This window comes from Mesorhizobium sp. M0496 (assembly GCF_040321205.1).
Taxonomy (GTDB): domain Bacteria; phylum Pseudomonadota; class Alphaproteobacteria; order Rhizobiales; family Rhizobiaceae; genus Mesorhizobium.
Window position 1 is genome coordinate 14,661 of the sequence record NZ_JAMYRC010000056.1, and the last position, 25,001, is coordinate 39,661.

Genomic DNA, 25,001 nt, shown 5'->3' on the forward strand with positions numbered 1-25,001 from the left:
CGCTCAGTTCCCGGTCGCGGCGGCAGGCGCCGGTTGCTTGCCGCTATCCGTCTGGGAAGAGCCGGGTATGGCTGACGTCTGTCCGCGATCCTTGACCTCGCCGGTTGTCTCGTCGATCGTCACTTCGACGCCCGTCGCATCGCCGCCGGGGCGCACCAGCTGCATGCCCTCGACGATGACACGATCGCCGTCGCCGACACCCGAATCCACCAGCCAGTTGTTGCCGACGCTGTTGCGCACTGCGAGCACCCGCGTCTCGACCTTCCCCGCGGCATTGATGACCATGGCCGTCGCCTCGCCCTTGGTGTTGCGGCTGACCGCGCGCTGCGGCACCAGGAAACTGTTCTGGGCGACGCCTTCCTCGACCAGCGCGCGCACATACATGCCGGGCAGCAGCAGGCGGTCGGGGTTGGGGAACTCGGCCCTCAGCGCGAAGGTGCCGGTGGTCTGGTCGACATTGGCGCCGGCGAATTCCAGCTTGCCGGTCTGCGCGTAGATGGTGCCGTTCTCGAGCTTCAGCTTGACGCTGACATTGGGGCCGCTGAACTTCAGCCGCCCTTCCGAGATCGCCTGGCGCAGATTGAGCAGATTGGTGCTCGATTGCGTGACATCGACATTGATCGGATCGAGCGCGCGAATGGTGGTCAGCACCGTGTCCTGGTTGGCGGTGACCAGCGCTCCAGGCGTCAGCGTGGATTTGTCGATGCGGCCGGCGATCGGCGCGGTGATCGAGGTGCGGTCGAGGCTGATGCGCGCCGTCTCGGCACTCGCCTTGGCCGAGGCGACATCGGCCTGGGCCTGCGCCAGCGTGGCGGCGGCATCGTCATAATCCTGTTTGGAAACAACGTTCTGCTTCAACAAGCCAGCATAACGGTCGAACTTGGCCTGCGCCGTAGGCACCGCCGCTTCCGCCTTCTGCTGCGCCGCGACCGAGCTGTCATAGGCCGCCTTGTAGCTTGCCGGATCGATCAGGTAGAGCGGCTGCCCCGCCGCCACCTCGCTGCCCTCCTTGAACAGGCGCTGCTGGATGATGCCATTCACTTGCGGGCGCACCTCGGCAACCAGCGAGGCCGCCGTGCGCCCCGACAATTCGGCTGTGATCGCGACCGATTGCGGATGCAAGGTGACGAAACCGACTTCCGGTTTGCCGGCCGCGCCCATGCCGGCTGGAGCGCTGTTCTCCTGCGAGCAGGCGGCCAGCAGAACGGTAGCGGCGAGCATGGCGGCCCAGGGCGCGAGACGGCGTGGATTGGCCAAACGAAACTGGCTAGGCTTGAAAGTCATGGCCTGGATCTTTCCTTGGAGTTGCGTGCGCGTTGGCGTCGGGCCGCTCGGTCGAGGGCATGCCGGCCGATGTCATGACGATGAGCCGCGCGCACTTGCGGGCAACGTCGAGCGATGCTTCGAAGCGGCTCATGTCGCGCTCCTTCTCGGCGGCCGGAGCGTACCCGAGGATCGAGTAGCCGGCCGCGATGCCCATCGCGTCATTATGCCGATCAGCGCCGACATGCCAACCACCTTGCCGGAGTCTCACGCGATCTTGCGGTCATGGTTTCCGTGGCTGTTTGGCGAACCTGAAAGCGGAAGCGACAGCCGCCAGGCGGCGAAGCTCAGGCGGATCGCGCCCTTCAGTGTGTCGACCGGCAGGGCCAGCGGCATGGCGCGTCCGGACAGCGGGATACCGCGTCCGGACAGCGGAAGACCGCGTCCGGCATGGCCGAACGACAATCTCGGACTGGCGGACGCGAGCAGTCGCAGCATGATCATGGCTTCCCACATTGTCGTGCTTCCATGCGTGATTCGAATTGGACTGAAACGAGGGAATGGCGGAGATACGCCCGCCCTGAAGAGCCGACCGGCCCGAGAACGGGTTGGGTACCGGGCCGGTGCAGCCGGTCAGGGTTATCAGTCGTTCCTGGGCTGGGGCGGGAGCTGCCTGCCATCGTTAGGCAGGCCTCTGGGGCCGGCTGCATCGTCCGGCGGGCCGCCCCAGGGACCGGGGGGTGGTCCATGCGGAGGTTCCGCCGACGCGAGGAGTTCGAGCTGTTCGGGGGTCAGCTTGGCGCGCAGTTCAGCGATCGCCTCCTTCAGCTTGCCGGCGGAGACCGCGCGAGCAGTGACGTCGTCGGCCAGTTTCTCCTGGAAGGCGAAGGGATCTGGCCCGCCGCCCGGGCCCGATGTGTCGGGGCCTTTCGCTTCAGGATTGCCGGGGCCATCAGGGCCACCGGGCCGCCCATGGTCGGGCCGCGGCGGCGAAAGCACGGCCTGCAGCGCGCTGGTATAGTCGCGCCAGGCGTCGAGCTGTTCGGTGCGGATGCCGACGCGGGTCTCAAGCGCGGCCAGCCGGGCCGCCAGCATGAATTCCGGCGGCGGCCCCATGCGGCGAGGGCCAAAGCCTTCCGGTCCAAAAGCTTGCGGGCCAAAACCCTGCGGACCATGCCGCATCGGTCCATGCGGGCCGGGCCCATTCTGGCCGAACCAAGCCATTGGGCCATGGTCGGGTCCATCCTGCATTGCCATGACCGGTGGCGCCTCGCCGGGGCCCGGATCGGGCTGTGCCGCCAGCACGGGGTGAATTGCGGCGACGGAAAACAGGCCGAGCGCAAGAAATCTGCTTCGCATGACGGTGTTCCTTTCTCTCATGCTTCGGACAAATGAGAGGATAGGAAGCGTGTTTGTCCGCTTCGCGTCGGCGTGTTGCCGAAGGTTTCCGCAAAAGGGCAATTTGTTTCCGAATGTTTCCACGCGCCGGCCGGAAACATTCAGTTGCAATTTTCCATGCCGCTTGGGCGCGGCTCTCCCTATAATCGCGGCCAAGCCCCTACAATCACGGGCAAGGGCACGATGATGCAGTCACAACCCCATATCCTCGTCGTCGACGACGACCGTGAGATCAGGACGCTTCTCCAGCGCTATCTCGACGGCCAGGGCTTTCGCGTCTCGGCGGCGGCGGACCGGCGCGAATGCGAACAGAAGCTTGGCCAGGGCCAATTCGACCTGATCGTGCTCGACGTCATGTTGCCGGACGGCTCGGGGCTCGATATCTGCCGTAGCCTGCGCGACCGCAAGCCGCACATCCCGGTCATCCTGCTGACGGCGCTGAAGGAGGATGTCGACCGCATCATCGGCCTGGAACTCGGCGCCGACGACTATCTCGGCAAGCCCTTCAATCCGCGCGAACTCACCGCCCGCATCCGCGCCGTGCTCAGGCGTTCGACGCCCGATGAGGTGCCTGCGCCGCCGCGCGCCCGTGTCTACCGCTTTGCCCGCTACAGGCTGGAGCCGGACACCCGCAAGGTGACGGATGCGCAAGGGCTGGCCGTCGATCTCACCGGCGCCGAGTTCGACCTGCTGCAGGTGTTTCTCGACCGTCCCGGCCGGTTGCTGTCACGCGACCAGCTTCTCGACCTGACGCAAGGCCGCGAGCGCGACCCACTCGAACGTTCGGTCGATGTGCTGGTGAGCCGGCTGCGCCGCAAATTCAGCGATACCGGCGACGGGCCGCTGTTCAAAACAGTGCGCAACGGCGGCTACCAGCTCACCGCGCGCGTCGACACGGTGGAGAGCCAGGCGTGAACTCGCTGCGCCGGCGACTCATCCTGCTGCTGGTCGCCTCGATCGTCGGCGTGGTAGCCCTGGCAACGGCCGCCGTCATCAGCGTTCGGGGCGGCGGGCCGCCTCCGGAATTGACCGTGCCCTGGGTCGCCCAACAGATGGAACTGGTGGTAGGGCTTCTGCCCGGCCCGATCCCGGACGTCCTGCGGGTGCAATTCAGCGACCATCCGGCTGGCGGCAAGGTGGATCGCGCGGAAACGGCGATGCTCAACGACATATTGCGCCGCCGGGGCCTCGATGTCCTGGCCGTCGTCAACGACAAGGCGGATGAACCCGGCCAGCTTGCATCGGTGCGCCTGCCCGACAATCGCTGGGCGATCATGGAGGTTCCCCACATCAATCCGCCACGGCGCGAATGGCTGGTTCTGGCCGGCTGGATCTCGCTGATTGTAGCCGGCGCCACGGCGGTGTCGGTCTATTTCACCTCCGTACTGATCCGGCCGCTCGAGATGCTGGAGGCCGCCGTCTCCAAGATCGGATCGGATGGCGTGCTGGCGGCGGTGCCGGAAGTGGGTTCGGCCGAGGTCAAGGCCACCGCGCATGCGCTGAACCAGCTCTCGTCGCGGCTGCGAACCGCCATGGAAAGCCGCATGCGGCTGGTCGCCGCCGCTGGCCACGATCTGCGCACGCCGATGACGCGCATGCGGCTGCGCGCCGAGTTCCTCGACGACGAGCGCGACAAATGGCTTCACGACCTCGACGAGCTCGACCGCATCGCCGACAGCGCCATCCGCCTGGTGCGCGAAGAGGTGAACCAGGACGCCGTCGAACCGGTCGATCTGGAAAAGACGGTGCGCGATATCGAAGCCGAGATGGTGTCGCTCGGCCATCCCGTCTCCATCGGGCACCTGGACAAGGTTTGCGTGCGGGCCGGCGCGCTCGGCCTGCGCCGCGCCTTGCGCAATCTGATCGTCAACGCCGCCACCCATGGCAAGGCGTGCCGCATCGACCTTGCCGTGGCGAACAACCGCGCCGTGCTGACCATCTCCGACCATGGGCCGGGGATTCCGCCGGAGCTGCTGAACAAGGCGTTCGAGCCCTTCTTCCGCGTCGACCCCGGCCGCCTGCAATCCATTCCGGGCGCCGGCCTCGGCCTCGCCATCGCCAAGGAAATCATCGAGCGCTACGGCGGCACCGTGACGCTGGAAAACCGCAAGGGCGGCGGGTTGGCTCAGACGGTGGTGTTCAAGGCGGTGTGATGGCTGGCGGCCCGCAGCAGAGGCCCGCTCAGCCGGAGCCGGGCGGCAACCGACGAAAATCCGGCGACCATGCTGCACCGCGCAAAGCCAATGACTTCGACTAATTTCTCCGCGGAAACATGATCTAATCCATATAGTATAAATATAGATTGCAAAATTTCGACGATCTACCAAAGAGCCATGGCTTTCTTGTTCCTATAGGCCAAGACCTATTCCCAATCAATCGAAGCGGGAATGTCGACACGACTTAAACCATAGGATTTAAAATCTGAGAAAAATCGCCAAAACCGGCGAGAGATGACCGGTTATGTCAATTTTTAGCGCTTGCTCACATAAGTATTTCAGCCGGGTAGATTTTTTGTGTTGCGCCGCACAATGCCGTAGCCGAACGATCTCCTGGGGGACTCGTTTGCGACTGGACATACGCCGTGGAGGATCCCACCAGGTTGACCAACTGTGCGTCCGTCGATTTCGAGCCCGGCCCGATCGGACTCGCCCCGATCGGACTCGAAAGGCGCGGGTTTGACGGTGCCGGCGCTCTGGGGAAGCTCGTCCCCCTTGGCCTGCCGCTCGAAACGGCCAGCTGGCAACTTCGTCGCGGACATCACGCCGGCGGAAGCCGCTAATGGGAAACGCTCGCGACATCCAACTGGATGCACTGAGGGCCATCGCCGTGACGATGGTGTTGTATTCCCATTTCTTCGCGGCGGGAGGATCTTCCTTTTGGGGCCATATCGGCGTGCGGCTGTTCTTCGTGCTAAGCGGCTTCCTGATCACGCGCCTGCTCCTGGAAGCGCGTTCGGCGGCCGAATTTGAAACCGGCCCCGCGCTGCGATCCTTCTACATCAGGCGCGCGCTGCGGATATTCCCGCCCTATTTTGCCGTCCTGGGTTTCGTCTGGTTGGTCGACCTGGACCAGTCCAGGGGGTCGTTGGTCTGGCATGCGCTTTATCTGTCGAATTTCTGGTATGCGCTACGCAATGACTGGAACCCTTGGGTGCTGTGCCATTTCTGGAGCTTGAGCATCGAGGAGCAGTTCTATCTCGCCTGGCCGCTGGTCGTCCTGCTGGCCCCACGCCGCCGATTCGAGACGATCTGCATCGGCGTCATCGCGCTGTCGCTGGCCTATCGCTTCTATTGGCCGGTCACCGCCAACCCGGCGTTGGCGCGCGACCTGCTGCCGCCGGCATCCATGGATGCGCTGGCGTCGGGTGCGCTGCTTGCCTGCTGGCGGTCCAGGGGCGCCGGCCTGCCGCAATGGATGCGGCTCGGCTGGCCTGCCTTCGCGGCCGCATTCCTGATGATCGAGTGGTTTGTCCCGGCCCCTGCCGATCCGACCCTGGAATGGGCCCATTGGCTGGTGCGGCAAGTCCTGCCCCTGGTGCCGCTGATGGTCATCGTCGCCGCCTGTTCGCGCGGCCTTGGCGGCCGCCTCGGCAAGCTTGCCGAATTGCCGCCGCTGCTTGGTCTCGGCCGCATCAGCTACGGCGTTTATCTCTATCATCCGATATTGCTATCGCTCGCCGTCAAGTCGCAGCCCTGGATTCCGCTCAATGTCTCGGAGCAAGGGCCAGGGCGGTTCCTGGTTGCAAGCGCAGCCACAATCGTCGTGGCCTCGATTTCCTGGGTGGTTTTCGAAAGGCCGCTCAACAGCCTCAAGCGCCACTTCCCCTATGTCGCACGCGCCAGTGCCGCACAGACCGGCCATGGCGGTTGGCTCGCGAGGGCGGCCGGCGGATCGCCCGATGGCAGGACGCCATCGCTCGACCTCCAGCGAACGGATGCAAGACGATGACCGCCGCGCCGCTCGTCTCCGTCCTGCTGCCGGTCTACAATGCCGGGCCCTATCTCGCCGCCGCACTGGGAAGCATCCTGCGGCAGGATTACGGCCGCCTGGAAATCATCGCGATCGATGACGGGTCAACCGACAATTCGCTCGAGATCCTCGAGCGATGCCGGGAGGCCGACAGCCGCATCTCGATCATCTCGCGCGAAAACCACGGCCTCGTCGCGACGCTCAACGAAGGGCTGGCGGTCGCCCGGGGCGAGCTGGTCGCGCGGATGGACGCCGACGATGTCGCCTATCCCTGGCGCTTGTCGCGCCAGGTGGCGCTGTTTGAACGGCGGCCCGAGTTGGGCTTCTGCGGCGCCGGCGTCGACATGTTGATCCGCGGCCGCATCGCCAGGGGCAAGCCCGATCCGGTGTTCCAGTTCGGCCGCATCCCTATATTGGCGATGTTCTTCACGATCTTCATGCACCCGACGGTGGTCTTCAACAGGAAGATCGTCAACGACGGCGTTCTCCACTACGACCAGACCTACAGGCACGCCGAGGATTTCGATCTTTTCAGGCGGCTGGCCGGCCGTTACCCGGCAGCCATGATGCCCGAAAACCTGGTCGTGTACCGCGTCCATCAGGCAAGCGTGACCAGCCGGCACGTCAAGGAGATGCGCAGGACGCATTTGCGGATCGTGGCCGAGAACCTCGAGCGCGAGGGCCTGGCGGAAACCACGCGGGACCTGCGCGACATTGGCGACACGGTCAGCCACGACACCGTTACCCGTGCGGCCAACTTCATCGTCGCGCTGGAGGAGGAGATTTGCTCGCTGCCGGCCGCGACGCGGCCGAGCTTCGAGGCCGGTGCGCTGAACCTATTCTATTTCATCTACCAGCTCGTAGCCGACGAAAAGCAGCCCCCGCTGACGCATGAATTGCTGACGCGGACCGCGAAGTGGAACGTCATCCGGCGTCGCGAGCAATATGCGCTGCGGCCCGGCGCCTGGGCGCCCTGGCTCAGCCTCGCCTCGCTGTCGGCCAGCAGGCAAGCGGACGCCATGGCATACTTCTTCAAATCCGCGCCCGCTGCGGCGGTTTTGGCACCTTATCAGGCGGGCTGAGGGATGATCGTCAAAGCCCACCAACCCCTGCAGCGCGATCGTTCGACGGCGCTTGGCGCCGCTTCGACCGGTCCCCGCCCGGAACGATCGGCGCCGGAAGTCAGCTTCATCATCTGCACGCGCAACCGTGTCGCCGTGCTGGAGGCCTGCATCAAGTCGGTGCAAGCCGCGTGCCGCGCACATGCCGGCTTCGCGGCCGAACTCGTGGTCGTCGACAACGGTTCGAGCGACCGCACGGCCGAACGCCTGGCCAGCATCGCCGAGATGTCGGACATTCCATTCACGGCCATTTGCGAGCCGCGTCCCGGATTGGCGGCTGCCCGCAACGCCGGGCTGAGGCGCGCGCGGGGCCATGTGCTGGTCTTCGTCGATGATGATTGCGCGGTCCATCGCGACTACCTGCGCGATCTGGAGCGACATTATGCGTCCGGGGAACGATGGCTCATCCGGGGAGGTCGTGTCGAGCTTGGCGATCCCAGGGATTTGCCGTTCACCATCAAGCGGTCGCTTGTGCGCGCGCGGCTGACACCAGATGTTCATCCCGGCGGTTTTGTGCTGGGCTGCAACATGACGATGCACCGCGATGTCGCGGCCCGCATCGGCTATTTCGACGAACGCTTCGGCGCCGGCGGCCCCCTGCGGTCGGCCGAGGACACCGATTACCTCGTGCGAGCGATGTTGCTCGGCATCCCGGTCGAGTATGTGCCTGACATGACGATATTCCATCATCACGGCCGGCGGGATCGCAAAGCCATCGAAAAGCTCCACCGCGACTATAGCCTGGGCAATGGCGGGCTCTGCCTGAAACATGTTCGCCATGCGCCCTGGCTGCTTCGCCATTTCTACTGGGCCGCAAGAGGGGCTTTTCGCGAATTGGCGGGCGGGCCTGCGTTCGATCGTGAACTCAACCTGTCGCACTGGCCGATCGTCTCCATGAATTTGCTCGGCGCGGCCAGGTTCGCGGTTCTCCTGCTGGCGAGACGGCCGCAGGCTCCGTTGCGGCAAGATCAACAAGCCAATGCCCAGGCGAGGTGAAATGCTATAATGCCATTGCTACCGCCAAGCCTGCCGATGCTGTTCCGAGCGTTCGGAAAGCGGCAACTGCGACTGCTTCCGGCCGTGGTGGTTCTCGGTCTGGTCAGCGCTGCCCTCGAAGGGTTCGGCATCGGCCTGATCATCCCGTTGCTGGGCATCATCATGGGACACGGGGATGCGGCGGGAATGGCCGGTTTCTCCGCTGTCCTCCAGCACGTCGGATCGGGCTTGAGCGAACGCGACCGGCTTGTCGCCATTTCAGTCGCCATCCTCGGCTCGATCGTCCTGAAGAACGTCTTCGCCTTCGCCAACACGCTGCTGACGACCTTCATCTCCGGCAAGGCAAGTCATTCGATCCGCAGCGCCTTGTCGGAGCAGCTCTTGCGGGTCGGTTACCCGTTCTTCCTGCGGCAGAGTCCGGGACGGCTGCTCAACATCATCTCCAACGAATCCTGGCGGGCGTCCGATGCGATCCAGATCATGCTGTCGGCCATCGTCAGCGCATCGGCCGCCATCATCCTCCTGGCTTTCCTGCTGCTGCTTTCGTGGCGCATGACGCTGCTGGTCACGCTCGGACTGGCGCTCGTCCAGATCGCGCACGCCATCCTCTCGGCCAATCTGAAGGAGCCCAGCCGCAGCGTCGCTTCGCGCAACGGCCACCTCGCCTCGCAGATGCTCCACCTTGTGCATGCCGGACGGCTGATCCGCATCTTCGGACAGGAGAACCGGGAGAAGGCGATATTCGATACGGCGTCCGATGCTGTTCGCCGCGCCTCGTTCGCCCTGCTTGTGCGCCAGGGAGCGTTGCCGCCGCTGACGGAGGTTCTCCACGCCATGCTGTTCCTGGCGGTGGTGATCGGCGCCTGGCTGGCGCAAGTGAGTTTCCCGCTGATCATCGCGTTCGTCATACTGCTCTACAGGCTGCAGCCGCATATGCGGGCCCTGCAAGGGTCGTGGAGCCAGCTGCAAGGCCTGAGCGGATCGCTCGAAGAGGTGACATGGATGCTGGATCCCACTGGCAAGCCGCAACCACCGCAAGGCGACGGGCCGTTCCACGGTCTACGCCAGGGCATCAGGTTCGATGATGTGACCTTCACCTATTCCGGCACAGACCGGCGTGAAGTGGTGCTGCATTCGGCGACGTTCGAAATCGGCAGCGGCCGCTCGACGGCGCTGATCGGCCGCTCGGGCGCCGGCAAGACGACGATCGTCAATCTCCTGTGCCGCTTTGTGGAACCCGACACCGGCAGGATTCTGGTCGATGGATCGCCCCTCGACCGGATCGACGCCAGCCAGTGGCGACGGCACATCGCCCTGGCCAGCCAGGAGCTGGAATTGGTCGATGGCACCATTTTTGAAAACATAATCTACGGGCAGGACGCGGCGACAGTCGGCGACGCCGAGGGCGCCGCAAAGTTGGCCGAAGCGCATGAATTCATCGAACGGCTGCCTCAGGGTTACGAGACACTGGTTGGCTACAGGGGTGTCAATTTGTCGGCGGGACAGAGGCAGCGGATCGCATTGGCCAGGGCCCTGGTGCGCGATCCCGATCTCCTCATCCTGGACGAAGCCACCAATGCGGTGGACGGACTGTCGGAAGCGGCAATCGTCGAGACCCTGAAGTCGAGAGCCGGCCGCCGCACGACCATCGTCATCAGCCATCATCACAGCACCATCTCGTTCTGCGACGACGTGGTTATCCTCAGCGGCGGCCGGGTGAAAAAGCAGGCACCTTTCGGCGCCCTGGCATCGCTCAGCATGGACGAGCTTTACCAGCACGAACCGCTAGACTGATCCGTGTCGCCCAAAAGTGCGCAGCGGTTTTTGGCTCAACGACATGCATAAAAACGAGGGCCATGCGATCGCTTCCCGCAGGCGTTCGTGGCCTGCCGGCTGGCGGGTCGCCGCATGGTTCGAATCAGAAGTCCAGGAGATTGCCGCTGACACCTTCCGTGATCGCACCAATGCGTTGCGGAGCTGAGGCACGCTAGCTTGCCTGTGCGGCGGACCTGTCGATCCGCCTGGCCGGTGCCCCATTGGTTTACTCTCCGGATGAGGTGCCGGCCTCCCCTCCTGGCGCTGTCGTCCGGGGTCACCTCCGGCCGTCCGGCGAAGCGTTCTCGCGGAGCACCCTGGAATGACGAGCTTAAGTCGCCGCGCGGAGGGTCCTGCGGGTGCGCCGCCTGCCCGTTGCCCGTGCCTTCTCCGCCATCACGCCGGCAATCTCGACCACCTCACCCTCGCGCTGTCTGCCGTTGGTGGCCTTGTGGAGCCGCTCGTAGGGCAGCAGCTCCTTGATCCGGGCATTGAGCGACACGATTTCGGCCCTGAGGTCCTCGCACTCCTGCCTCTGGACATCGAACTGTATCTGTTCCGATGCCTGTTGCAGCGCAAGCTGTGAAAGATTGGCGTTCAACTTCGAAAGGCTTGTCTTGTCGCTTTCGTTCTCGTTGGTGAGCGCGGACAATCTTTCATCGGCGATTTTCCTTTCGGCCAGGGTGTCGTTCAATTCACTCTTGAGCCTGGCGATCTCGCTGACGGCGTCGCTGTTCTCGTTCGAGGTTTGCTCCAGTCGCGACTGCAGATTCTGGATCTCCGAACCCAACCCGCGCATTTCCGCCTGACCGCGAGCCAGCTCGGCTTCCCTGTCGCCTTCCATCATGCGGGCCGCTTCGGTTGTTTCCGACAGCTTCGCCTGTGCGGCCTCAAGCGACTTCTGGAGCCGCATCTCCTCCTTCTCGCTCTTGCCGAGCGCGGCCAGCAGTTCCGCAAGCCGCGCGGCTTCGCTGGCATGGATCGTCGAGAGCTCGTCGAGCCTGTGGCGCGCCTGGGATTCCCGCTTCAGCGCCTTGTCGAGTTCGATCGACAGGTTGACATGCTTTTCCCGCAGCATCTTGCTCTCGCGCAAGCGCCTGTTGGCCTCGACCGTTCTGCCGGTCAGCCGCTTGGCGATGTCGCCGAACTCAGCCTCGCGCTTGGCGCTCGCATTGGCTGTCTCCACGAGTTCCAGCCTTGTCGCGGCAAGCGCCGCACGAAGCGCCTCCCTGTCCTGAACCAGGCTTGTCTCGCGCTGTTGCAGCAGGTCGAAAGCGCCTTCACGCTCACGCAGCTTTCTCACCGCGTCGTGCAGCTTTTCCGACAGCGTTCTTTGTTCGGCGGCCAGGCCGGCATTTACCAGCTCCAGTTCGTTGGCGCGCAGTATGTCGCTGTGCAGGATGTTGAGGAATTCGCGCGTCAAATGGTGTGAGGTCCCGATCTCCGACAGTCTGTCGTTGATCTCCTCCAGATAATCCCTGGCGTCATGGAAGAGCCCTTCAAAGGCACTCAATGCAGCCAGTCGGGTCTGGGTATGGGGTGTCAGTCGTGGCGCGGTTTCGGACCTGTCCGTATCGTCCGTACTGTCCGCGTTGTTCGCACCATCCGCATTTGCCGCATTGGCCTCGGATGGCGGGTCGTCAGGTCCTGCGGGGGGATCGGCGACATCGTCGCTCTTTGGCGACGCAAGATCCTCGGCGTCGAGACTTGCACCCAGCGCGTCCGCCAATTCGATCTGCAGATCCTGGTCCGCCAATTCGACCTGCAGGTCCTGGACTGCTTTGTCTACCTCTTCAGCACGCTTGATCAGGCCTCTGAAGTTCATGACCGAACTCCCTTTACGCATACCCTCAACCCAGAACTTAACGAATTGCTAATATATCCTACATCCGCTGATTGCGTAGGGGAAGCCCGCGTTGGCACAAAGGTTAATTTGGGACATTTGGGGTGGGATGCCGCGAGCGACGCGATGCCGTTGCCGTGGAAAAGCTTGTTCCTTGTCTCACGGTTTGGGGGCTCTGAAGGGCGGCAAGACCCGTGGCTCGCAAGGCAAAGCCCGCGCCGGGAGACCTCGGGCGAGATGTGCCGCCGAGAACTCGCCTGATCCGGCTTGGCGGGCGCTGGGTGATTATCGCGGACGAGACTGAGTGCCCTACCCCGAAAGCGTCTCAGCTGCCTTTCGGGGATGGCACCAACTGGATCGGAGGTCGCTCATCGGGCGCGTTGCCCAGCGCGATGGCGACCCGGTCGCGCCCGTTGCCCTTGGCATCGTAGAGCGCGTGATCCGCGGCATTGGTCAATTCGGCCCAGCCCACGCCATGCTCGGGGTAAGCAGCGACCCCGAACGAGGCTGTGACGGTGCCCAGCGTTCGGCCGCGATGCGTCAAATGAAGCTTCCTGATTGCCTGGCGCAGCGCTTCCGCCCGCTCGGCACCTTCCTGGACCGAGCTTCCCGGCATGACCAGGGCAAACTCCTCGCCGCCGTAGCGCGACACGACATCGCTATCCCTGGCGTGCTCGATCAAGGTGGCGGCGACCTGCTTGAGGACAAGGTCGCCGGCTTCGTGGCCGAACGTATCGTTGAACTGCTTGAAATGATCGACATCGAGCATGATGACCACCAGCGGCTGGCCCGAGCGCTCCATCCGGCGCAGTTCGCGGCTGCTCGTCTCCTCGAGATATCGCCGGTTGAACAGACCGGTGTTCGGATCGCGGATCGACTGCTGCCGCAGCGTCTCGCGCAGGCGCAGATTGGCCAGCGCCAGCGCCAGCGTGTCGACGACGCCGCGCAGGATCTGCTGTCTTTCAGCCAGCCATTGCGGCTTCTCGGCCGCATTCGGCTCGCACAGATGAAGGATGCCCAGCGTTTCGCCTTGCGCCGCCAGAGGCATGCAGACATAGCCCTTCTTGCCGTTCTCGGTGATATGCGCGCAGCGCGGCGTGAGCATGCCGGGGCCGGCGACATGTTCCTGGCCGCGTCTGAGCGCCCAGCAGTCTTCCGGCGCGAATTGCGTGGCGCTCGAGCGGACGTCGCCCCAATGGGCCATCTCTTCCACCAGGTTGCGCGACGCGCTGGTCAAGTGGACGGTTCCGCTCAAGCCACCGAGGAACTCGGCCATGGCGGTGCCGACCACCGAGAACGCTTCCGGGAAGGTGACGCAGGCCTGCAGCAGTTCCCCAAGCTTCACCAGACGGGTCGTGTTTCGGACTTCTCGTGCAGTTCGCGGTTGAGGAGCGCCAGCTGATCGGCACGTTCGTTGACCACCCCTTCCGCGCGCCGCAGCTCGCTGATGTCGTTGAGCGTGAGGACCAGACCGCCTTCGGATCGGCTGAGCGGACTGCAACTGGCGATGACCGGCAGATGCGAGCCGTCGGATCTGGTCAGGCGCACTTCGCCCTGGTGCCGGCGGCCGGTGGCTAGCGCCATTTCGATGGGAGAAGCGCCGGCCGCGAACGCGCCGCCTCTGGGGTCGCGAACCGTCAGCACCGAATCCCATTGCTGCCCGACGATCTTGTCGGCGCGCCGCCCGATCATCGTTGCCGCCGCCGGATTGGCGCTGGCGATGCGGCCGTCGCCGTCCAGAACCGCGATGCCTTCGGCAGCCGTCTCGACGATGTCCTCGACATGCGCCCGCGCCGATGCAAGCTGGTCCGCCATCGTGTTGAAGCCATCGGCCAGCTGCCCGAATTCATCGTTGCGGGCGTGACTGATGCGCGCCATGGCATTGCCTTTCGCCAGCGCTTCCATGCCGCGCATCATGTCCCTGAGGCCGGAGCCGAAACGGCTGAGCAGCAGCCATGCGAAGCCGACCGCGACCAGCACGGCGGCCGCCGCGCTGAGGCCAACCAGCCAGAGCAGGCTGTTGGTGCGCTGCTCCGCGGCATGCAGAACGGGGTCATATTCCAGCAGCACGGCCCCGATGATCGTATCCTCAGGATGTTCGATCGGAACGGCCAGTATGGCGTTCACTTCCTCCGGGTCGACAAATCTGCGCGGAATGCCGTCCGCCAAGGTCTGGCCGATTGCGTTGCCGGGGTCGTGATCGAATTTCTCGCCAACCTGGTGCTCTTCGTCGGCGGCATGGGCAAGGATGATCTTGTTGCTGTCGAGGACCAGGAAATCCCGGTGCAGGCGGCGGTGCTGGTTCACCATGAATTGCTTGAGCGCCTCGGGCCGCTCGAGCAGCGAAGGCGTCCCATCGGTTGATTTGAAGACGATAGTGTCGGCCAATTCCCGCGCGACGTTGGTCGCCTCGGTCAACCCCAGCGATTTGGTCGCCGCTATCTGCGTAAAAATCGCGACGCCGCCGACCAGCCCGATCAGGGCCGCGGCGGCCACCATGGAGAGAATGATCTGGCTCTTGATGCGCACGTCATGGCCCCGCCGAGAACGACGGCATCTTATACGCCAGATTGAGCCTGCATTTCATTTCCTATGGTTTATTACCAAATGCTTATCATCGTCCTAACGACGCCAGGCGCTGCTCCTCGCGCGGAGGGAGCGGGCTGGGCTCCCCACCTCCCCCTTGTGGGGAGGTCGGACCGCAGGTCCGGGTGGGGGTGCTGGCGCCGACCCCCACCCCGATCCACGTTGCGGATCGACCCTCCCCACAAGGGGGAGGGTAAAAAAGATCATCCCGCCATCGCCAGCGGCACAGCACTCTTGTTGGGGATCTGGATGTCGATTTCCAGCGTCGACATGGTCTCGCCGCGGTCCATCGAGACCTGGAGATAATCCTGGTCGATCTGCACATGCTTGGCGATGACGGCCATGATCTCCTCGCGCAGGATGGAGACGAGGTCGGGCTGGCTGCGGTTGCGGCGCTCATAGGCGAGCAGCACTTGCAGCCGCTCGCGCGCCACCGGCGCGCTGGAGCGCCGCTTGAAGATGTCGAGCAGGTTCATGCCGCCCTCCTTCCCAAAAGACGATCGAGGAAACCCTTGCGTTCGAAGGGCACGATAACAGGCAATTCCTCGCCCTCGAGCCGCCTTGCGGCGTCGAGATAGGCGCGTGCGGCGGTGTTGAGCGGCTCCGACAGCGTCACCGGCGAACCGAGGTTGGAAGCGCGCAGCACATCCTGGCTCTCGGGAATGATGCCGAGCAGCGGCACCGACAGGATTTCCAGCACGTCGTCGATGGACAGCATTTCGCCGCGCGAAGCGCGGGCGGCATCGTAGCGGGTGACCAGCACATGCTTGGCGATGTGCTCGCCCTGCTCGGCCTTCATGGTGCGGGCGTCGAGCAGCCCGATGATGCGATCGGAATCGCGCACCGAGCTCACTTCCGGATTGGTGACGATGACCGCCTCGTCGGCGAAGCGCATGGCGAGCTGCGCGCCGCGCTCGATGCCGGCCGGGCTGTCGCAGAACACGTAGTCGAACACCGAGCGCAGCTTGTCGATGACTTCGCCGACGCCCTCCTCGGTCAGCGCATCCTTGTCGCGCGTCTGCGAGGCCGGCAGCAGGAACAGCGTCTCCACCCGCTTGTCGCGGATCAGCGCCTGCGAAAGCTTCGCCGTGCCCTGGATGACGTTGACGAGGTCGAACACCACGCGGCGTTCGGCGCCCATGATCAGGTCGAGGTTGCGCAGGCCGACGTCGAAATCGACAAGCGCCACCTTCTTGCCGGTCTTGGCGACCGCGGCACCAAGGGCCGCCGTCGAGGTCGTCTTGCCGACGCCCCCCTTGCCCGAGGTGACCACCACTACCTTGCCCATGAAAAAAGCCTCCGTTGTTGGTTTGTTGTTCTTGCCAGGCGGCCATCGGCCGCCCATTATCGAATGTCAGCTCAGTGTCGCGACGCGCAGGCCCTCGCCGTCGAGAAATGCCTGCACCGGTTTGCCGCGCGAAACGCCTTCCATCTCCTCGGCGGTGACGTACCAGCCGTCAACCGCCAGAAGCTCCGCCTCGTTCTTGCGGCAGAAGATGCGCGCGCCTGTATTGCCCAGCGCACCCGCCGAAGCGCGCCCGCGCAGCGTGCCGTAGACATGGATCGAGCCGGCCGCGATGATCTCCGAGCCGGACGCGACCGAGCCCAGCACGATGACATCGCCATGCGGATGCACGATCGCCTGGCCGGAGCGGATCGGTGCCTTGATCATCAGCGTGCCCGAAGCTTCCTGCGCAACCTGCGGCTCGCTTTCGTCCACCTTGCTTGCGCCAGCCTTGCCGACCTTGTCCGGGCCGGCTTCAGGCGCCCTGCCCTCGGCCTTGCCCTCCGATGTGCCGGAAACCTCCGCGCTCGCCTTACGGCCGGGCAGCAGGCCATCCGTCGTCGCCTCCTTGGCGCCGACCAGCACCGGCGGCAAGTTAGGCGCGAGTGCGGTGTGGCCGTCGAGCTCGATGGCGTAGATGCGGATGCCGCGATGGCCAAGCACGTCGACCAGCGATTCGATCGCGGCGACATCGGGCTTCAAGGTGTTGAGATCGAGCAGCACCGGCCGCCCGGAAAAATACCCAGGCGAGTTGCCGATCCAGTGATCCAGCCCTTCCAGCCAGGCCGCCAAAGGATCTTCCGGAGTCAGCGTGAAAGCGACGAAGGAGCGGGCGCGAAAACGAATGGATTTGGCCTCGAGGGGAGCGGCAAAAGTCACGGCTGGCGAATCCTTACTGAGAGGTAAACGCTAGCGAGGGAATGGTTAACGAATGGTTAATGCGAGGGGTGGGGATGGGGGTGGGTGAGGCGTGATGGTGTTGGAGCCAGAGCAACCCTCGAACCGGTCGCATCTAGGTGTTCCGAAGCTCACAGCACTCCACCGCATTGGCGGATGGAAATTTCTGGGGTCGGCAAAGTGTCCCACTCGCTATGTGCTATGATATGCAAATCAGCGCGGCAGCAGCGTATTTTGCGAGGTTTGGAATGGCGAGAATATGTCCAACATGTCAGGCGTAGCCCGGAAGCAACTCGGGCAATATTATACGCCCGCAGCTGAGGCTTCCTCGTTCGCCGGTTGGGCGATTCGGACAGGCAATGAGCGTATTCTTGAGCCTAGTGTCGGTGATGGCGCACTTCTTGTCGCCGCTATTAATCGGTCCGCTTTACTCGGCGGCCGGTTGAGTGCTGTCGCTTGCGATGTCGATGCAACGGCAATCAACGCTCTCGCTGGCCAAATTGTCGGAGATATCGAACTTCTTGAGCAGAACTTCTTCGATCTTGATCCTACCACTACGCGACCTGTCGATGTGGTCCTAGCAAACCCCCCGTTCACGCGAAACCATCAGATCGAGGAGACACTTCGAACGTCATTGCGAAATCGCTTTGCGGTAAAGGGACCTGCCGGATTGTGGACCTATTTCGTCCTTCACGCGCGGTTGTTCCTACGTCCGGGCGGGCGGATGGCTTTCGTGGTCCCTGCCGCAGCCACATTTGCCGACTACGCGCGGCACCTGATGGAGCAACTAAAAGCTGAATTCAGAGAGGTGTCACTTCACGAACTGCCTACGGTGCCAAATTGGATCGGCGGGGCCGACGAACGCGGAGCGCTACTCCTTTGCGAAGGCTATCAGGCCACCCCAACCAATCAAATCAAAGGCGGAATCTGGAGTTATGAGATCGGAGCGTCGCAAAGCCACTCGAGCAAACTCCCCCCCTGTTGCTCGCGACTTGCTGAAGTGTCTATGACACTTAACACTATCGCGGACATTTCGATTGGATCAGTTACCGGAGCCAATCGAATATTTCTCCTCTCTCAACAAGAGGTAAATGCCCATAACCTCCAAGAGAACGACCTGATACCTGCTGTAACGCGCGCACGCCACGTCTTAGGATTGTCTACTTCACGCGATGACCTCCAGAAGCTAGCGGTAAGCGGTCAAAAAACTTGGCTTCTCCGCCCCCAGGATCTAGGCAGCCGTCAAGGCCCTGTCCGCAGTCGCCTAGCGCTGCTTAATTCGTACGCTCGCCGCAACACGGCTTGGTTTTCGAAGCGCTCTCCTTGGTGGCGAGTTGAGGCCGTCAAATGCGACGCAGTCTTCACCTACATGAACGACCTCGGGCCAAGACTCTCTCTAGTCGAGCAAGGCATTACGTGTACAAACACCCTACACGCTGTTCGTTTTAATAACGAGGTAGACGATGCGCAACGAGCGACGGCGGCGTTAACAATAATTAGTACTTTCGGGCAACTGATGGGGGAGACTGCTGGACGAACATATGGAGGAGGTGTCCTTAAGTTCGAGCCGAAAGAGGTTAGGCAACTACCGATTTTGCCAGTCAGCGGTAAAGCAATAATAGCGCTCGGTCGCGCAGATATCGCATTGCGGCAGGGCCTTTTGGACAATGCTAGGGAGATTGCCGATGAAGCCCTTCTCCCAGTCCTGCTCGGTTCGTCTTGGGCCACTGCAGCTCACGAAATGAACCTAGTACTACAGAGAAAGCGCCGCGTCAGGCGAACGGGCAGGCGGGAGATCGATCGAGAATGACGAATCGCCGAGCTTTTCATACAGACGCCGCTATAATTGCGCGTTTGGGCCGCCAGCTTGTGGCGAAGCAAGAGACCGCGCTAGTCGAACTGGTCAAGAATGCATTCGATGCTGATGCGACTGAGGTAACGGTATTGTTTGAAGGGCGCGGCAGTCTAAGTGCGAGCCTCCAAATCACGGACAACGGAACTGGAATGAGCCGCAGTGACCTTGAGGATGGGTTCCTGCGTCTCGCTTCAGAAAACAAGGTAGCAAACCCAACAAGTCAAAAGTACGGACGCCCTCGCGCGGGTCGAAAAGGGCTGGGTCGCTTCTCCACTCAGCGCCTCGGTGACCATTTGATCCTGACAACTTATGCTGAGGGGCAACCTAACACGCTACAACTTACTGTCGATTGGGCTGAATTCAAACCTGGCAGACGGCTCGAAGATGTGCCGATCTCTCTAGAAGAGCTACCTCCTAGCATCGCTGGGACGCGCATTAGAATCGACAAACTCTACGACAGTTGGACCGTTCCACAGGTTAGGGCTTGCTGGCGCGGCGTTATGGCTTTGCAACAGCCGTTCCCAGTTGCCCCAACGGCAGATCCTCGCACCGATCCCGGTTTTAGCGTGCGCTTCCTAGATGAAGGCGACCTCTATCAGGACAACATCATTATAGCCGATATGCAAACGGAGGTCCTGGATCATTTTCCAGTGATTGTGGAAATGCGGGTCGATGGCGATGGTCATGCCAGTTGGTGTATTTCTAGGAATGCCTTCGGATCCCTGCGGCCTTGGCGCTCAATCCATGCATCCCACCGCAACAATGCCAATCCGCCACCCTACCAAGTATTGCGTAACGTTCATATGAAGGCCTTCCATGTAATTCTCTCCGGTGAAAATACTGGCCTCCCAGGGGTCGTGCTAAATCGTCTGAGAGACGTAATGCGACGCGAGGGTGGCATCCGCCTTTACCGAAATGGCTTCAGAGTTCCGCCCTATGGTGAACCAGATGACGATTGGCTTGGACTCGATCAACGCTACGGTCAACGCAATGAGCTTGCCCCGATAGCCAACCGAAACTGGTTTGGCGTTGTCGAAGTCCACGACGTCGATGGAGTTCATTTTGAAGAGCATACATCGCGCGAGGGTTTAATCGACACACAGGCATTCCAAGAACTTCGCGACGTCTCATCGGCAGTCCTTATCGGCGCTGCGAACGAGATACAGGCCGACCGAGGTCGCAAGGTCAGCACCAGTCGCGAGTCTCCAAACCCAGAAAGGACTGCAGCGCTTGCGGAGGCTCGTCGAGCGATGCGTGAGGCTCGTGAAGCCGCAGAACGAGCCGCTCAAGAGCAAGGAAATCGAGGATCTGCTCAGGCGGCCGCGGATCATGCAGCCGAAGCCGAACAGCTTATGGAACAAGAAGTGGTTAAGCTGGAAATTCGCCAAGCGCGACTTGCCGATGAGTCAGCGATGCTACGCTTGCTATCGTCAATTGGCATGACCACTGCGGAATTTAGTCACGAAACTGGAATGGCCTTTGAGGCCTTCCGCTTAGACTTGGGTCGTGTCTTCGAGGTGGCCTTAGCCGCAAAAGGAGATGATGAAGAGTTTGGCTCTCAAGCGGAGAGAGCGCAACAGGCACTTATACGACTCGACACCTTAACGGCGTATCTGAACAGCACAGTCGCCAGCCGTGCGGTACGAGAGATACATCCGGTTAGCCTTTCTCGAGCAGTAGAGGACTTCGCCAGGGGGCTGTCTGCTCACGCTTTGACGCAATCCACTGCTATCGAAATCAAAACACCACCTTTGGACGCCCTTTATACTGCGCCGATGCACGAGGCTGAGTTGGCGTCCGTCCTGCTGAACTTCCATACCAACGCCTTAAAAGCGATGAAGCGCACGAGCAAAGAACGGCACATTTTGATTGTCGCCGACCGCATGGCGGATGAAGGCCAAGTGAGACTGCGCTTTTGCGACACAGGTGCCGGCATCCCCGAAGAGGTCCGTGAACGCATCTTTGACCCCTTTTTCACAACGCAAAGTGCGCCAGCGGCACGTGCACCCGACTCTGCCCATGCCACCGGGACCGGTCTTGGACTTTGGATCGTGGAACAGATCGCATCGAACACAGGAGGTACTGTATCGGTAGGGGAGCCACCGGAGGGTTACGCAACCTGTATGGAAATACGCTTGCCCGCGGAGGACGTGTGATGACCAATTGGCTTTTTGTGGACGATCAAGCTGACGCTGCCGCCTACGCGAGTGAACTTGGCAAGGTCGATATCAAGGTTGATCACATCCAACCATCCGCCGCGCGCAAACTCTTGCTGGACCAGAATCCCGATCCGGCGGGGGTGCTTATGGATGTCGATCTTTCCGGGGAGGTCGGTATGCTAGGGACAGGTCTTGGCCTTGCCCAAGATATTCGCGCGCGCCAAAAAAATGGCAGCCTAGAAGATTTCCCAATAATCCGGTTCGCGAACCCGGGACCAATTGCGAAGAATGTTCGCGGCGATCCCACAAGCGACGATCTTTTTGACGACTACTTGTTTAAAGCCGAAGTCGGACGTAGCGCCGTTTCTGTTGCGGCGAGACTCAAGTTGACTGAGGCAGTTTATGGAGCTTACCACAAAATCAAGAGGGAGAAGCCGGCAGGTAAGGCAGACGTCAAGTTGGTTGAAGAGCTCCTTGGGCTAACTGGCGATCAGCTGGAAGAGTGGGTTCATCGGGCTTTGACTACCCGCTTGGCTTCTGGCTTTGTAGGCCCCATCCATGTGGCGGCCGGTACTTTTCTTCGGAGTTGCTTCAATGCCGTCGGGGTTATGGTTGACCGGCAGACTCTCGCGATGCGGCTCGGCCTTTCGGCGAATGAGGAAACATGGAATACAATTGAGAAGTGGCTTGCATCCTCTGAGTATCGGGGCGTGGGTCAGGATTTTGCTGAGCGATGGTGGTCGTCAGGCGTAGACCAAGCTTGGTACAGCCTCGACGGCGCTAGCAGCCCCCTTTCCGCAACTTCAGTCGCTGAACGTGTCAAGATTTTGTCCCGGTCGTTGAAGGTCGAATTCGTACCGCTGAAGATGCCCGAGACGAGTCCTGGCGAGAGACCATGGCGGTGGTGCCAGTTGAGCTTGGAAAGGGATGAACCTGAGTATATTCCAGTAGACCCAAGTCGTGGGATCAAGCTAACATTGCCCAACGATTTGCCGGCTTGGGTCGACCCTCTTATGGCAAGCTACGGAGTTGCAATACGCCAGCGCGAGGACACTCGCATTAGCGCAGCAGACCGCGAAAAACTGCGTTAACCTCATGATTTCAGAAGTAGCTGAAGCATTTTTGTCTCTGGCGGCCCCTCTAAGTCGGCGAGAGGAAACCGCGGATACTGCGCAGATGATCTGGAGTCTGGCTGGATCAGTACTCGCCGCTAAGAAAAGCGGCAAACCTATCACTGGTAGCCTGCCCATCCCAATCCCACGCGATCAAGGTATCCATCCACAGAACACCAAGATCGTCGAAGCCGAGCTAAAATTCAGCTTCGAGATTTTACAAACCGGAGAAGCTCTGAAGGTTGAGGACATTTTTTGCGAAGTACAAGTGTGTGTGCGAGGCCTACTTCAGATTCAGAATATCATTGTCAGCCTCGAAGACCATTGGCGCATCGATACTCAACGCAAGTACGAGGATCCCAAAAATAAACCTCCTCGCGAAGCTCACCCACTCTTTCACTATCAGCGAGGCGGCCACGCCCAAGAAACCTTCTGCGCCGCTGAGGGGTTTGTGCCCGGTCCGGCTCTCGGGGGCAACGCGCAAAGGTTGCGGGGGCTCATGCAATATTCCGGCCCAAGGATTGCAGTGAGTCCTGTCTGTCCGAGTTTGGCTCTAGATACAGTACTTTCCCAGCACAACGGACCTCTCTGGCGAAACTTGAGAAATATTCCTGAGTACAATCTCGTCATAGAGCGCCAGAGGGACGTCATTTGGAAACTGTACGAGCCTGCCATACGCGATGAAAACCGCCGCCGCGCACTTCTTTACACCGCGCACGAATAGCGCACCATTTCCCCCTCAATGCCGCTTAAAATACCGCACCTCGAGCTCATGCTTCTCCGCCGCCTCTCGGCTATCGAACGTCTCCAGATTCCGCCGCTTGCCGGTCTTTTCGTCCTCCTTGCGTGAATAGAGCCGGTATTTTCCGTCTTTCAGTTTCCGGATCATCTCGCTCTCCCTGGCTGATCAGGATTTCCGCTTGGCCTTGAGTCGCCTCGTCGCCCGATAGGCCGGTGCGCACCCTCGACCTCCAGCACGTCGGAACTCGCCACCCGGCGATCCAGTTCGACGGGCGCAAACTTCAGCGCCTCGGTCCTCGTGCGCCTCACCGAAGACTTCGGCCGGCTTGTTGCAATCTGAGCAGCAATGATCCTGGCACGACAGCAAATCGGTCTGCCACAAAATTGTCATGTCCCGTCCAAGTTGTGGACACGTCCTTTTCAAAGGCGCACTCTTGGATTGCGAAACGCATGCCAGAGTTTCGTCCAACACATGCTTGAGGTGCGTCGGTGATTGTCTGACCTATCCGGATACTTCCGGCTGGGCATGACTTTCATTGTGCCGCCTACCCGTGATCAGGCTACGGCCTATCGCACGTTGCAGCCTGTTCCGGATCAACTGGGAGGTAAACAACATGCATGGCATTCAACGCAGGGAACTTCTTATTCAAGGAAGCGTGGCTCTTGTCGCGATCGCTGCTCTCTCACGTCGCGCCTACGCTTTTCCAGCACAGGCGGGCGAGGAAGTCGTTCCGTGGCTGGATCAGCCGACCAAAAATCCCGATCCGGTAGGTATCCAATCGCAGCTTGTCTGGGAGGATCTGGATAGCTGGATAACGCCAAACGACAAGTTCTTCAGCATCTCGCACTTCAATCGACCGACGATCGACGGGAAGACATGGTCCATGGAGATCGAGGGCCTGGTCAAGAAGCCCCTGAAGCTGTCGCTCGCCGACATCAGGGCGCGGCCGCGCCAGGAGGTGGTTTTCACGGTGGAATGCTCGGGCAACCACGGGTTTCCCTTTTTCACCGGCGGCATCGGCAACGCCCGCTGGGCAGGGACGCCGCTGGCGCCGATCCTCGAGGAAGCCGGCGTTCACGAGAAGGGCATCGAGGTCGTCTTTTTCGGTACTGACGAAAGCGAGATCCCGATACGCGACGTCAAGATGAAGCAGAATTTCGCGCGCAGCATGTCGCTCGCTGACGCGATGAACCCGGACAATCTCCTCTGCTATGAAATGAACGGCGCTGCCTTGCCGGCGGCCAACGGCTTCCCGCTGCGGCTCATTGCTCCGGGCTGGTACGGGATCGCCAACGTCAAGTGGCTGAAGCGCATCGAGGTTCGCGACACAAGGTTCATGAGCCTTCTGATGGCCCGCGACTATGTCACCATCCGCGAGGAAGACCACAATGGCGAGACCGTATGGACCGAGACCTCGGTGGGCCGGGCGCTGCTGAAGTCGGCACCCGCGAAGGTCACCAAGAAAGGCTCGGACTACGCCATCGTCGGAGCAGCCTGGGGGGCACCGATCGACCGGGTCGAAGTGCAAATCGATCAAGCGCCCTGGGCGCCGGCGACCATCGACCACAGCGAGGAGGCCGAACACGCCTGGAAAATCTGGTCCCTGCCCTGGGCAAACCCCTCGCCGGGAGAACACACGGTGACCTCGCGCGCGGTCAGCACCACCGGACAAATTCAACCAGCAATGGACGATCCCTTGATTGCCAAGAAGCACACATACTGGGAGAGCAATGGCCAGGTCACGCGGCGCGTCAAGATCGTTTGAGGAGAGTCGGGAGGCTTGCAGGGCCCAGCGAAGTGGCAAAATTGTCATGCCGAGCCGGCCGCGCGTGATCGGTTTGCAAATCTCGCGCCTTTCCTCTCCCCCGTCGATCGGGGGAGAGGTGGCGAGCGAAGCTCGACGGAGTGGGGGTCGACCTTTCATCGAAGCAATGCTTCCGCCTGAATGCCGCATGCCTGA

Annotated in this window: 22 protein-coding genes; 11 read left to right on the forward strand and 11 right to left on the reverse strand. The window is 61.8% G+C overall.

Features of this window, described 5'->3' with window-relative positions:
* Positions 1-3 precede the first annotated feature (3 nt).
* The 4 genes from NKI73_RS30030 to NKI73_RS30045 form a co-directional block, all read right to left on the reverse strand.
* On the reverse strand, positions 4-1,284 hold the full coding sequence (locus tag NKI73_RS30030) for an efflux RND transporter periplasmic adaptor subunit (protein ID WP_502905637.1): 1,281 nt from the start codon (positions 1,282-1,284) through the stop codon (positions 4-6).
* Positions 1,268-1,480 (reverse strand): hypothetical protein, encoded by a 213-nt coding sequence (locus tag NKI73_RS30035; RefSeq protein ID WP_352635245.1) that lies wholly within the window; start codon positions 1,478-1,480, stop codon positions 1,268-1,270. Before NKI73_RS30035 ends, NKI73_RS30030 begins: the two co-directional genes overlap by 17 nt.
* Positions 1,481-1,530: 50 nt before the next feature.
* Complete coding sequence (locus NKI73_RS30040; protein ID WP_352635247.1) at positions 1,531-1,761, reverse strand: hypothetical protein; 231 nt, start codon at positions 1,759-1,761, stop codon at positions 1,531-1,533.
* Positions 1,762-1,905: 144 nt separating this feature from the next.
* Positions 1,906-2,622, reverse strand: coding sequence for a hypothetical protein (locus tag NKI73_RS30045; RefSeq protein ID WP_352635249.1), 717 nt, complete (start codon positions 2,620-2,622; stop codon positions 1,906-1,908).
* Between the two features lie 225 nt (positions 2,623-2,847).
* Here NKI73_RS30045 and NKI73_RS30050 point away from each other — a divergent pair, with 225 nt between their 5' ends.
* From NKI73_RS30050 to NKI73_RS30075, 6 genes are all read left to right on the forward strand, one after another.
* Positions 2,848-3,576 (forward strand): response regulator, encoded by a 729-nt coding sequence (locus NKI73_RS30050; protein WP_352635284.1) that lies wholly within the window; start codon positions 2,848-2,850, stop codon positions 3,574-3,576.
* Positions 3,573-4,814 (forward strand): ATP-binding protein, encoded by a 1,242-nt coding sequence (locus tag NKI73_RS30055; protein ID WP_352635251.1) that lies wholly within the window; start codon positions 3,573-3,575, stop codon positions 4,812-4,814. Before NKI73_RS30050 ends, NKI73_RS30055 begins: the two co-directional genes overlap by 4 nt.
* A 625-nt stretch (positions 4,815-5,439) precedes the next feature.
* A complete protein-coding gene (locus tag NKI73_RS30060) occupies positions 5,440-6,609 on the forward strand; it encodes an acyltransferase family protein (RefSeq protein WP_352635253.1) in 1,170 nt (389 codons plus the stop codon).
* The gene (locus NKI73_RS30065; protein WP_352635255.1) at positions 6,606-7,712 is read left to right on the forward strand and encodes a glycosyltransferase family 2 protein; all 1,107 of its coding nucleotides are present in this window, start codon (positions 6,606-6,608) and stop codon (positions 7,710-7,712) included. The genes NKI73_RS30060 and NKI73_RS30065 overlap by 4 nt, the downstream gene beginning before the upstream one ends.
* Positions 7,713-7,715: 3 nt before the next feature.
* The gene (locus tag NKI73_RS30070; protein WP_352635257.1) at positions 7,716-8,747 is read left to right on the forward strand and encodes a glycosyltransferase family 2 protein; all 1,032 of its coding nucleotides are present in this window, start codon (positions 7,716-7,718) and stop codon (positions 8,745-8,747) included.
* A 9-nt stretch (positions 8,748-8,756) separates the two neighbouring features.
* A complete protein-coding gene (locus tag NKI73_RS30075) occupies positions 8,757-10,541 on the forward strand; it encodes an ABC transporter ATP-binding protein (RefSeq protein ID WP_352635259.1) in 1,785 nt (594 codons plus the stop codon).
* Positions 10,542-10,893: 352 nt separating this feature from the next.
* On the opposite strand, the gene NKI73_RS30080 is transcribed toward NKI73_RS30075, so the two are convergent.
* From NKI73_RS30080 to minC, 6 genes are all read right to left on the reverse strand, one after another.
* Positions 10,894-12,387 (reverse strand): coiled-coil domain-containing protein, encoded by a 1,494-nt coding sequence (locus NKI73_RS30080; RefSeq protein WP_352635261.1) that lies wholly within the window; start codon positions 12,385-12,387, stop codon positions 10,894-10,896.
* Positions 12,388-12,730: 343 nt separating this feature from the next.
* Positions 12,731-13,750 carry a sensor domain-containing diguanylate cyclase gene (locus NKI73_RS30085; protein WP_352635263.1) on the reverse strand — a complete coding sequence of 340 codons (1,020 nt, stop codon included), beginning with the start codon at positions 13,748-13,750 and terminating at the stop codon, positions 12,731-12,733.
* The gene (locus NKI73_RS30090) at positions 13,747-14,934 is read right to left on the reverse strand and encodes a PAS domain-containing protein (protein ID WP_352635265.1); all 1,188 of its coding nucleotides are present in this window, start codon (positions 14,932-14,934) and stop codon (positions 13,747-13,749) included. Before NKI73_RS30090 ends, NKI73_RS30085 begins: the two co-directional genes overlap by 4 nt.
* 260 nt (positions 14,935-15,194) lie before the next feature.
* The gene (gene minE, locus NKI73_RS30095; RefSeq protein ID WP_024501686.1) at positions 15,195-15,467 is read right to left on the reverse strand and encodes a cell division topological specificity factor MinE; all 273 of its coding nucleotides are present in this window, start codon (positions 15,465-15,467) and stop codon (positions 15,195-15,197) included.
* On the reverse strand, positions 15,464-16,279 hold the full coding sequence (gene minD / locus NKI73_RS30100) for a septum site-determining protein MinD (protein WP_352635268.1): 816 nt from the start codon (positions 16,277-16,279) through the stop codon (positions 15,464-15,466). Before minD ends, minE begins: the two co-directional genes overlap by 4 nt.
* 66 nt (positions 16,280-16,345) lie before the next feature.
* A complete protein-coding gene (gene minC, locus NKI73_RS30105) occupies positions 16,346-17,155 on the reverse strand; it encodes a septum site-determining protein MinC (RefSeq protein ID WP_352635270.1) in 810 nt (269 codons plus the stop codon).
* A 286-nt stretch (positions 17,156-17,441) separates the two neighbouring features.
* Here minC and NKI73_RS30110 point away from each other — a divergent pair, with 286 nt between their 5' ends.
* The 4 genes from NKI73_RS30110 (at position 17,442) to NKI73_RS30125 (ending at position 23,023) form a co-directional block, all read left to right on the forward strand.
* Positions 17,442-18,983, forward strand: a complete 1,542-nt coding sequence (locus NKI73_RS30110; protein ID WP_352635272.1) for an N-6 DNA methylase — start codon at positions 17,442-17,444, stop codon at positions 18,981-18,983.
* Positions 18,980-21,184, forward strand: coding sequence for a sensor histidine kinase (locus NKI73_RS30115; protein ID WP_352635273.1), 2,205 nt, complete (start codon positions 18,980-18,982; stop codon positions 21,182-21,184). The genes NKI73_RS30110 and NKI73_RS30115 overlap by 4 nt, the downstream gene beginning before the upstream one ends.
* A complete protein-coding gene (locus tag NKI73_RS30120; protein WP_352635275.1) occupies positions 21,184-22,278 on the forward strand; it encodes a hypothetical protein in 1,095 nt (364 codons plus the stop codon). The genes NKI73_RS30115 and NKI73_RS30120 overlap by 1 nt, the downstream gene beginning before the upstream one ends.
* Positions 22,279-22,363: 85 nt before the next feature.
* Entirely contained in the window at positions 22,364-23,023 is a 660-nt protein-coding gene (locus NKI73_RS30125; RefSeq protein ID WP_352635276.1) for a hypothetical protein, read from the forward strand.
* Between the two features lie 15 nt (positions 23,024-23,038).
* Here NKI73_RS30125 and NKI73_RS30130 read toward each other — a convergent pair whose 3' ends face one another.
* The gene (locus NKI73_RS30130; RefSeq protein ID WP_352635278.1) at positions 23,039-23,188 is read right to left on the reverse strand and encodes a hypothetical protein; all 150 of its coding nucleotides are present in this window, start codon (positions 23,186-23,188) and stop codon (positions 23,039-23,041) included.
* Positions 23,189-23,654: 466 nt separating this feature from the next.
* Between NKI73_RS30130 and NKI73_RS30135 the strand changes: the two genes are divergently transcribed.
* On the forward strand, positions 23,655-24,806 hold the full coding sequence (locus tag NKI73_RS30135; protein WP_352635280.1) for a sulfite oxidase: 1,152 nt from the start codon (positions 23,655-23,657) through the stop codon (positions 24,804-24,806).
* Positions 24,807-25,001: the final 195 nt, after the last annotated feature.